At 50.0% G+C, this 10,312-nt stretch carries 4 protein-coding genes; all 4 read left to right on the top strand.

What is annotated here, in order from left to right; translation table 11 throughout:
• Positions 1-475 precede the first annotated feature (475 nt).
• The 4 genes from NSB25_RS09880 (at position 476) to NSB25_RS09865 (ending at position 10,279) form a co-directional block, all read left to right on the top strand.
• The gene (locus tag NSB25_RS09880; protein ID WP_242982236.1) at positions 476-1,294 is read left to right on the top strand and encodes a tyrosine-type recombinase/integrase; all 819 of its coding nucleotides are present in this window, start codon (positions 476-478) and stop codon (positions 1,292-1,294) included.
• Between the two features lie 62 nt (positions 1,295-1,356).
• Complete coding sequence (locus tag NSB25_RS09875) at positions 1,357-2,592, top strand: AfsR/SARP family transcriptional regulator (protein WP_103237607.1); 1,236 nt, start codon at positions 1,357-1,359, stop codon at positions 2,590-2,592.
• Positions 2,593-2,783: 191 nt separating this feature from the next.
• Positions 2,784-8,159, top strand: a complete 5,376-nt coding sequence (locus NSB25_RS09870) for a fibro-slime domain-containing protein (RefSeq protein ID WP_103237606.1) — start codon at positions 2,784-2,786, stop codon at positions 8,157-8,159.
• Positions 8,156-10,279, top strand: a complete 2,124-nt coding sequence (locus NSB25_RS09865) for an isopeptide-forming domain-containing fimbrial protein (RefSeq protein WP_103237605.1) — start codon at positions 8,156-8,158, stop codon at positions 10,277-10,279. The genes NSB25_RS09870 and NSB25_RS09865 overlap by 4 nt, the downstream gene beginning before the upstream one ends.
• The last annotated feature ends 33 nt before the right edge of the window (positions 10,280-10,312 follow it).

Below are 10,312 nucleotides of genomic sequence, written 5' to 3'. Positions count from 1 at the left end.
CTGATTTCCACCGGGGAGACTCATGCGCGCCAGATGGAACGGCTGGGACTGATCAGCTGACCGGAGGGAAGATATAGTGAGTGACAATAATTTGGCCAACGGGATAATCACCACAAAATTGTCATTTCATTTACAGAACCCGCTTATGACCGATAGAATTGTATAAAAAACAGGCCTCTGTGAAAGCAGTCAGGCCCGGGTGCCTCTAAAATGGGCACAAAAAGTAAGAGAACAGGAAATAAGGCATTTTTCGTGTTTCTTTTCCTGCGCCCTGATGTCTGAAAAGTTACTTTTTCAGTCACTTTCCTCCTGTGCCACGCATAAAATAATCTTGAAAACCACAGATTTCAGTGCTATACTGGAGTTAATGACAGGTATAAAGAGGTGTATTTTGCCTTTGCGAAACTGCAAAATGACAATTTTGTTTATTAATCACATTTACCGAACAGCCATATTCCATGGAAAAGGAGAAGAAATGGATATTCTGAAAAAGAAAACAGAAGAAAAGCTGACCCCGGAAATATTGGAAGAGTTTCTGGAGTACCTGCTGACCAGAGGGCGCAGCCAGGTCTCGCTGCAGGAATATCGGAGAACGCTGTCCATGCTCTGGAATGGTCTTCCCGGAGAGAAGATAATTTCTGCGGAAAACGGCCTTTGGTGGAAGCAGTGGCTGGAAGAGAAAGGGTTCAGTCCGCGGACTGTCAATACCAGGATATCTGTGTGGAACAGCCTCATGCAGTATCTGGGACATAGAGACTGGCAGGTGGGAGAATTCAGCAGCATACAGAACGATGTGCAGCCGGAGCTGACCAGGCAGGAATATCTGCGTCTGCTGTCGGCAGCAAAGCAGGCTGGCCAGGAGAGGGTGTATCTGCTGATTAAGACTCTGGGCGGTATGGGCTTACGTATACAGGAGCTTCCCCAGCTTACAGCAGAAGCAGTCAGGCAGGGAACCGTGCGGCTGGAGCGCCAGAACGGAATGAGTACCCGGGTTCTGCATCTCCCCGGGATATTGCAGAGAGAATTGCTGGAATATATGGGCAGGGAGGGCATTGTGAAGGGGCCCGTTTTTGCCACGGCGGGAGGAAAGCCCATGGATCGCTCCAATGTAGGCCACAGTATCAAACGGGTCAGCAGGGATGCGCGGGTGGCGGAGGAAAAAGTCAATCCCAGATGCCTGTGGAAAATGTATCAGTCCACCCAGAAGGGGATTCAGGCCAATGTTGCCGTATTGATTGAACAGGCCTATGAACGGATGCTGGAACAGGAACAGCTGACAGTAGGCTGGGAATAGCGTTTTGCAGGGAACAGGAGTCAGCGGCATATATGTGAGCATTGCCGCAGGATGGGGGAAGTATGAAAGATATTTTATATGTATATATGTTCGGGGTATTTTCTCTGCGCTATGGAGACAGAAATGTGACGCCGGAGAAAAATACCACGAAGAAGAGTATGCAGCTCCTGCAGATACTGCTATACCACAGGAAAGAGGGCATTACCCGGGAACGGCTTCTGCATGCTCTGTACGGAGAGGGGAATGTGGAGAATCCTTCCAACAACCTGAAAGTCGTCACATACCAGCTCAGGAAGAAACTGATGGCGGCCGGTCTGCCGCAGTGGAATTACATAGAGAACAAGGGAGGCATTTATTATTGGAATGCGCCTATGGAAATCCGGTCAGATGTGGAGACTTTTGGAGAACTGTTACAGAAAGTACGGATGGAGGCAGACGCGGAGAAATGTATGGAGCTTTGCTGCGAAGCCTGTCGCTGCTATAAAGGAGAATTTCTCTCCAATCTTTCCGGAGAAGAGTGGGTGATGATGGAGAGCACCCGTCTCCGGGAGCAGTATTTTCAGGCGTTGAGTGAAGCGGAAAAGGCGCTGAAGGAGCGGAAACGTTATCTGGATCTGCTGGATCTGTGCAATGATGCCATCGGTATGTATCCCTTTGAAGAATGGCAGGCGGTAAAGATAGACTGCCTGATGGCCATGAACCGGTTCCGGGAGGCCATGGATGTCTATGAGGCCACTACCAGGATGTACTTTGAAGAGATGGGCCTGCCGCCTTCGGACCGTATGCTGGATCGCCTGCGGGATATGGGCAGCAAGATTTATACCAGTACACAGGCCGCGTCCAATATCACCAGTATTCTGCAGGAAAAGGAACCCAGGAAGGCAGGGGCATATTTTTGCGGTTTTCCCAGTTTTATAGACGGTTACAGAATGATGAGACGAGTGGTGGAGCGACATGGAGAGTCTGTATATATGATGGTGTGTACCCTGACAGACGCGAAGGGGAATCATCTGGAGGACAGAGAACGTATCGAGACCATGACACCTGTTCTCCGGGAGGCCATCGGAAAATCGCTGCGAAGTGGAGACGTATACAGTATGTACAGCCCCACTCAGTTTGTGCTGCTGCTTTTCGGGACCCAGGGGGGCGGCTGTGGACTGATCAGGGAGCGGATTCTCAAAGCATTTTCTGCGGAACACAGATCCTGGCGTGAATGCGTGAAGTTTTACGCTACTTCTGTGATTGATGTGGGTCATCCGGTGGAAGACTTGGAATTTCAGAATGTGTTTTTTGCCTGATACCATGTATTTGAGAAAAAATTAACGGTTTTATTAACCTGCTGAGGTTTATAGTGAAATGAGAAAACAGTTGAATTTTAATGTAACAGTATGACCGGAGATGGAACGTCTGAGCTGTTGCCATAGAGGATTGTCAGGATGCGGAGTCCGGGAGAGACAGGACCGGCAGCCGCGGATAAGGAGGTATTCGGATGGACTCTTCTATTATAAAAAAAGCAAATGAGCTTCTGGGAGAAAAAAACCGGCGCAGACGCTGGCAGATCAGTGTGACGGCCCTGGCAGCAGTTGTGGTCATTTCCACAGCTTATATTCTGTCGAAACCGGCACAGACGCTGGTGAAGGACATCAGCTGCGGCATAGAGGAGCACACCCATACCGAAGAATGCTACGGACAGGAGCTGCTCTGCGGATATACGGAGATTCCCACGCTTCCTTCAGATACGCAGGATGGTGCCGCTGAGGGAACTGTGACCTGGACGACGCAGGATATCCAGGATGCAGAGAATTCTCAGGAAGGCCAGAATGCAGGGGATGCGCAGGACGCACAGAATTCGCAGAGCGGACAGGAGGACCATGCTGCACAGGAAATGACGGAATCACAGGCGCCGGAAAGCCAGGCTCACCAGCATGATGAAACCTGCTATACAGAAGAGCAAGAACTCATATGCAATCAGGACGAAGACCCGGGGCATGTGCACACAGAGGCCTGCAAAACGGTCACAGAAAACAGAGAGCTTACCTGCGGTCAGGAGGAAAGCCAGGGACATACTCACACGGAGGAATGCAGGACTGTCACCGAGAACCGGGAACTGACCTGCGGCCAGGAAGAGAGCGCAGAGCATACCCATGCAGACAGCTGCTATACTGTGAGTCAGACAGAGGAACTGACCTGCGGCCAGGAGGAAAGCACAGGGCATGCACATACAGATGACTGTTACACTGTGAACCAGACAGAAGAGCTTACCTGCGGACAGGAAGAACGCGCAGGCCATTTGCATATGGATACCTGTTACGAGACAATACAGAAACTGGTGTGCGGAAGAGAAGAGACAGAGGCATCTGACAGCGGCGTGAAACCTGTAGAACCTGCAGAATCGGCGGAGACGGCAGAAAATACAGAAAATCCGGAGAACATTGAAAATCCGGAGAATACAGAAAATCCGAAAACCACAGAAGATTCGGAAACCACGAACCCCCCGGCCCATGTGCATACGGAAGAGTGTTTCATGGAGGTTCTGACCTGTAAGGCCGAAGAACATGCCCATGATGACCAGTGCTATGAAGAAGTATTCTGCGGCATTGCCGGGCACACCCATGGGGTGAACTGCTATGATGAAAACGGCAGCCTTACCTGTGAGACCGCGGAGCACCGACATGAGGCGAACTGCTATAAGGAGCCGCACTGCGGTATCACGGTTCATATTCACAGTGCGGACTGTCATGACGAAGCGGGGAATCCGGTCTGCGGAACAGAGGAACATATTCACACAGATGAGTGTTATATTACCAACACCTACTACTGCGCAGAGAGAGTGCACGTTCATGACAATGACTGCTATGATCTGGAAGGAAATCTTCTGTGCGGCAGTGCGGACTATCAGAATCATATTCACAGCGAAGCCTGCTATGACAAGAACGAGAGACTGATCTGCCCGCTGTCGGAGACGGAAGAGGCAGAGGCTCATATACACGCAGAAGAATGTTACGGAGTTCGCGGTATCCTTATCTGCGGTCAGACAGAAGTGCCGCTGCATGAACATGATGAGAGCTGCCGGATGGACACTTCCGATATATGGGTTGATACCGTCAGCGCCACTGCCTACTGTGGAACAGCGGCTCATACCCACCGGGATAACTGCAGGGACAGCGATGGAAATGTGATCTGCGGACTGGAAGAGCATATGCACACGGAAGAGTGCTTCGAGGCAACCGGATACGGCTGTACAGCACAGATTCACATGCACGAAGCCGCCTGCTATGACGGAGACGGTAATGTTCAGTGCGGACTGGCGGATTACGTCCTTCATACGCACAGCCGCATGTGCTATGGACTGAACGGTGTACTTCTGTGTACTCTGCCGGAGGCGGAACTACATGTACACCATGAAGCCTGTTATTCACAGGAATCTCAGGAAGCCGGACCGGCACTGACCTGCACTCTGGCCGCAGAGATTCACGAGCACACAGATTCCTGCAGAGATGCCGACGGCGGCCTGAGCTGCGGCATACTTCAGATAACAGAACATGAACATACAGAAGAATGCATCATTGATGCGGCCGAGATAGAAATCACACAGACTTACAGGGGTCCGGACTTTATCGTGACTGCCTCTTATAATAAGAAAGAAGCCAATCTCCCGGAGGACGCCCGGCTTTATGCGGAGCGGATTACCGAGGAAGGCAATGAGGCATACTATGCGGAGCGGGCGGCCCAGTATCAGGAGATGCAGGGAGCGGAAGAAGAGAATACCATGCAGGTTCTGATGCGCATTGGATTTACAGCAGAAGGGGCGGAAGCGGAGCCCGAAGGGCCTGTGACCATCAGAGTGCAGTTCCTGGATGAAAACGGCATGGAAGAGGGCAGCCCTGTCACTGTAGTTCACTTTGGCGAGGCAGGGACAGAACGGCTGGAAGGAAGCAATGCGGAGAAGAACGGTACCACTTTCCGGATGAACAGCTTCTCGGAAATTGCGCTGGGGTGGAAGAAACCGGTGAAGACCGTTGCAGTTGATAAGACCTTTACCTATGAAGATGACGCTTTCACAGTGAAGTTCCATGTGGAAGGGGAAGCAATTCTGCCGGACGCGCAGGAGATCGGGGAAGCTGTGGGAGAAGGGACGGCGCAGGAAGAGATTGCCGGGCCAGAAGAATCGGGGCAGGAAGAAAACGTGGGAACCGATGGGGAGGCAGCGGCGCCCGGCGGGGAAGAAACGGATGAGGGAGAAGAGAATGTAACCGAAGATGAACTGGAAGCTGTTGTGGAGGCATTGGATGAGAATGCGGAGGCCTATGAAGCGGCTCTTACCTATGCGGAAGAGACGGGAACAGGAGATGAAATCCTTTCCATGCAGGTACTCTCGTATGGATTAATCTACAAGGGGATGAAACTGGATCTGACAGGCTGCAGGGTGGCTGTGGAAGTAACTCCCACAGAGGCACTGGTGGAGTTCGCGGAAGGCGGGGAAGCAAGTACCATGGCAATTGACAGTGGCACAGACGAACCGGACCAGAAAGAAGCAGTCCCGGGTGAAGAGATTTACAGCAGTGATGTGTCGCTGGTAGCCGTGGACATCGCGGAGAGTGAAGCAGGATTTGCGGTTAAGGACATATACGGCTCCCTTGTAGTGGATGGTGAAACGACAGACGAATCGATGACATATGAAGCGGCTGCACAGGGAACGGACAATATTGCAACGATTTATGCTTCCAGCCAGGCAAATCCGGAGTTTACGGTAGAATTTTATGCCAATATTGAGGTGCTTGCAGCTACCCATGCATCCTTAAGACCGATCACCGTTATTGACACATCGGGTGATACGCAAAAGCAGCCGGGGCAGGATAATGCCATACTGCCCACAAACGGCGGAACAATGAAGAAAAAGAACATTTATGTGTCGGAGGACGGCAGGGTTCAGACACAGATGGTGGAAGAGGAGATCTATTCGGCCGGCACCTATCACTATGTGCAGGCGCCGGGGCTGGTTTACTTCAATAAAATTGCAAAAAACCAGAATTATATCTTAAATGAAATACGTGTCCAGAGAGAGGACAGTGATACCTGGGAGCTTTACAGCTGCGCCGACGGAAAGGAATGGCACTTCACCAATAAGAGAACGACGCAGGAGGAAAACAGGGATGACTTTATCCTGATTACGGAAGGGGCAACCATCCGGTTGATCTACAATTGCCGGGAGGAGGAAGTAAGAAACGGGGCTGATTTCTATGATTACGATGTCTCGGACGGCAGGGTTTATACGGAGGATGGAAAGGCAGCGGACCGGGGCAATGCAACCACCCATGAGAGCGGTGACACATGGTATCTGTATACCAACAGGCAGGGAATTAACAGCAACAGACCGGATCAGACCTTTGGCTTTGGAAACAGTGAAACAAGTGTGAAGACAACAATGGGTGATATTACGGGAAACATGGCCAACGCAGATAATGCCGCATACGGCAGTCCCACCTTTGGAATGGTAACAGGCCTGAAGGATGACAAAATTCAGTATGCGCCCACCGTAAAAGCGCCCAATCTGTTTAATGACGGGGATGCGGAAGGCAAGACCGCTTACAGCGGAAATCTTGTATTCCGCCAGATGGGTGACACATATACGCTTACCGGCGCGGAAGTTGTAATGGGAGAAGGGGATAATAAAGAGGTTGTCAGCAGTGTATATGGAATAGACAGATTCAATAGACAACGCAACAACTGGAATAACACATATTATTTCGCCGGAAATGATTTTTATCCTCTGGACACGGTTCCCACCGCAGGAACAGGGGGACATGATTTGCTGTTTGGAAGCCCTGCCAGTAAAGCGGTAACAAAGAATTTTGCTGATAAAAATAACATTAAGGAGAACAGCCTTTTTATGCCTGTGTCAGACGACGACCTAAACCACAATCACTATTTCGGCATGCACTATACCGTCGAATTTGATCTGGTGGAGGACTATGTGGGACCTCTGGAATATCTCTTCTATGGGGATGATGACATGTGGGTATTCCTTGACGGACCCGGATACAATGGAAAGCTGATCTGTGATATCGGCGGTGTGCACAGTTCCGTTGGCGAGTATGTAAACCTGTGGGATTACATTGACAAGGGGACAACTGGTAAATATAAGCTGACCTTCTACTATACAGAGAGAGGTGCTTCCGGTTCCACCTGCTGGATGCAGTTCACACTTCCCTCCGTATCCTTTGCCACCACAGAACAGGATACGGGAAAACTGAGGATTGAGAAGCAGGTGACAGGGAATGAAATGACGGATGAGGAATTTGGCTTTACCATTCATTTCTACAGGACGTCCGGGGACACAAAGGAGGAAATCCTGGCAGGGCAGACAGAAGAGAATGCTCTGAAAAATGACTATTCCTATACCAAGTACAATTCGTCCGGCAAAGTGATTGAAAGCGATATTCTCATTTGGAATGATTCCAGATTTACATTGAAAGCCGGCCAGTACATTGTGGTAAGCTTTCTTCCGGAGGGCTCCAGCTATGCCATTGAAGAGATCGGGCCGGTCACAGTAAGCCCCAAAGAACCGGGAGAGGACATCAGCTGGGAGGTGGACCCTGACGACCCGTACAGTCCCATTATCTCGGGAGGAATCGCCACAGACACAAAAAGGAAGATCATAGGAACCATTACAAAAGACGGTACAGTTGAGATTGCGTATAATAACCTGTACGAATTCTCACTTCCCGAAACGGGCGGCACAGGCACCGCAACATTATATGCATTGGCAGGCGCATTCGGCATTCTGTCCGGCGCAGGCCTGATGTATAGAAGAATCAGAGCTTCAAAAGGAAGAAAAATAGAAGAAGGGAGAGTAAGACGATGAAGCGTATGAGAAAAATTGCCGGCATATTGCTGGCGATGGTGATGGTTTTGGGAATGGGACTGACTGCATTTGCAGCGGATACTCTGTCCCATACAATCACCGTAAAACAAAACGAGAATGATAAGGCGGAACATACTTATGAGGCCTATCAGATTTTTGCAGGAGATCTGGCAGAGAATCCGGAGTACAGGGACAGCGTGACCTGTACCAAAGAAGAACATGCACATGATGACTCCTGTAAGACAGGGGATGAGGTGACATGCGGTAAGGAGGAACATACACATACGAGAGAGTGTTACGGACGATACAATGCCCAGTACATTCTGTCCAACATTGTATGGGGTTCCGGTGTGACAGACGGAGAGGCATTGCTGGAGGAACTGAAGACAGATGCGGAAGGTGTATTCAGCGGCGCGTTTGACAGTTGTACAACAGCTGCCGATGTGGCAAAAGCGCTGTCGGAATTCTCCAATACCAGCATCGGAGAATCGGGCCCGCTTGATTTCTTCGCATCCATCGTCTCCAAATATTTAAGTGCCACAAAGTTTACCGCAACCGGCACAGGGGATGTTGCCATTGATGTCACCGGTTCCGGTTACTATCTGGTGAAAGATGCGCAGAAAGATACCGTGACAGGAGAAGAGGCTGCCTATACAAGAATTCTGCTGGAGGTTGTGGGTGATTCCACAATGGTAGTAAAATCCGAAGTTCCCTCCGGCGAAAAGGATGTGTTCTATCAGGGGGCAGATGCCTACAACCATCCGGAGTACGTTGAGAATTATATTCCCAATGAGAATCTTGACGATGCAAACTATGCGGGCATTGGCGATCATGCCACTTTCCGGATTAAGAGTAAAGTGCCCAATTATGCCGGATATGATTATTATTTCTTTGTCATGAACGACACAATGGCAGAGGGGCTTACTTTTGACGGTGCAGATTCCGTTACGGTTACTGTGGGCGGTAAAGCACTGACAAGAGGAACGCTTAATGCGGCAGGAGAGGCTGCGGACAATCCGCTGGCAGAGTACTATGTATATCCCAACGGGGATCATTCTTTCAGACTTGCGTTTACCGACATTATGCAGTATACCGTGGGCGATGAGATTATTGTGACTTATTCTGCAACGGTAAATGAGGATGCCATTATAGGTGTGGAGGGAAATGAGAACGCATGGTCCCTGGATTATTCACAGGATCCGAATTTTGACTATGGCGGCAGCAAGGATGAGAAACATCCCGGTCTGCCTGTGGAAGACGAAGATATTCCTCTGGGAAAGACCCCGGAGCAGAAGACACTGACTTATCTCACGGAGCTGGACATCACAAAGTATGCAAATGCAGTGCTGGAAGAGAACCTGTTGGCCGGTGCTGAATTTACCCTGACAGGTACCTCTTATCAGGTGGTGCTGGATACGGTGGAACACTATGTTGTGGACGAAAACGGAGCATACTATAAGCTGTTGGACGGAAGCTATACAACAGATGAGCCTTCGGACGATCAATATACTTCTATTGGCCAGGGCGATGAGAATACTACAAAAGGGTATCTGAAAGAAACCATTGACAATGAGGATGTGTATTATATTCCTGCGGACAGGACCGAATATGCAGGCAGGGAAGTCTATATGCTGGTAAAAGGTTCCGCAGGTCTGTATGCGGACGTGGAGACGAAATATAACCCGGTAACCGAGACGACGACCAGACTGGTTCCTTCGGAAGTATCCATCAGACTGACCACAGATGCGGTGACGGGAAGGATTTCCTTTAAAGGCCTTGGAGAAGGGAAATATACTCTGACAGAGACGAAGACGCCGGCAGGATTCAACACCATTGAACCCATTGAATTTGAGATTAAATTCATTCCTCCTGTGGAAGTGACAGAGGGAAATGAGACCTGTACCTGGGAGATTACAGGATGGCCCACCGATGAGAACGGTAATTCGGCAATCACAAATACAAACGGTATCTTTGCGGCAGATATCATCAACGTGAACGGTGCCCTCCTTCCCTCCACCGGCGGTATCGGTACCACAATTTTCTATGTAACCGGCAGTATTCTGGTGCTGGCAGCGGTGGTTCTGCTTGTGACCAGGAAACGTATGAGTAAGGAGAAATAAGGTATAAGTAACACATGCAATTTCTGTTGTATA

This window comes from Acetatifactor muris, from assembly GCF_024623325.1.
Lineage (GTDB): Bacteria > Bacillota > Clostridia > Lachnospirales > Lachnospiraceae > Acetatifactor > Acetatifactor muris.
Note: the sequence above shows the minus strand (reverse complement) of the source record. Positions and strands in the feature narration are given on the sequence as shown.